A 948-nucleotide genomic window follows, 5' to 3' on the forward strand; every position below is an offset into this window, starting at 1 on the left:
GCTGTCCTCGGCGGTGGGCGGCATCGTCAGCGGCGCATCGAGCGCGGTGTCGAGCACGCTTGGCGGTGCCGGCAACCTGGTCGGTGGTTCAGTGAAGACTGCGGCACAGGCCGCTGCCCCGTCGCTGCCGGGCATGGACAACCCGTTCTCGAACATCGAGGGCCAGATCCGTGGCACGACCGGCAACGATCCGGAGGCCCTGAAGAACGCTGCCGTCAGCGCGATGCGCGCTGCCGTGACCGGTGATGCCGCCCAACAGAAAGATGCGCAGGAGAAGGCTGCCCAGACTCTCGCCAAGGCACAGGGCATCCCGGTCGAGCAGGCCCGGACCCAGGTCCAGCAGTACACCCAGCAGTTCAACGACACGGTCGCGAAGACCAAGGAGCAGGCCAAGCAGGCGGCCGATGCCGCCGCACGGGTCGGCTCGCAGGCTGCGCTCTACGGTGCCCTGGCCCTGATCCTTGGTGCGCTGTCGGCCTTCTTCGCCGGGCGTGGTGCCGCCGTCGACCCGGTGCTCACTCGCACCGCCCCCGCCGTTACGACCCAGCGTCGGGTCTGACGGTGAGCGACCCCGCCGCCATCGAGCCGCGTCTCCTCGGGACGCAGGACAAGTTGGCGGCGGAGGTCGCCATCGGTGAGAGCGTAACGCTCCCGCTGATCGCCGAGACCGCCCGCATCGACAAGCGGGCGGTGGAGACCGGTCGGGTTCGGGTCTCAACCCGCACCGAGACCATCGACCAGGTCCTGCGCGAGACCCTGCGCAGCGATCACGTCGGGGTTACCCGGGTGCCGATCAACCGGACCCTGGCCGAGGGCGAGACGCCCCCGGTGGTCCGGGAGGAGAACGGGGTGACCATCATCCCGGTCCTCGAAGAGATCCTCGTCGTCGAGAAGCGCCTCGTCCTACGGGAGGAGGTGCATGTCCGCCAGACCACAGCGGACGAAGAC

The 948-nt window shown here is 69.3% G+C and carries 1 protein-coding gene and 1 pseudogene; both read left to right on the forward strand.

Going from position 1 to position 948, the window contains the following annotated elements; translation table 11 throughout:
- Window positions 1-559: pseudogene (locus MKK70_RS12995) on the forward strand (PhnA-like protein); the annotation flags it as partial.
- A gap of 2 nt (window positions 560-561) precedes the next feature.
- Window positions 562-948: DUF2382 domain-containing protein (locus MKK70_RS13000; protein ID WP_243948203.1), on the forward strand; the 387-nt coding region annotated here is incomplete at its 3' end.

Source organism: Methylobacterium sp. E-041 (assembly GCF_022829665.1).
Taxonomy (GTDB): Bacteria; Pseudomonadota; Alphaproteobacteria; order Rhizobiales; family Beijerinckiaceae; genus Methylobacterium.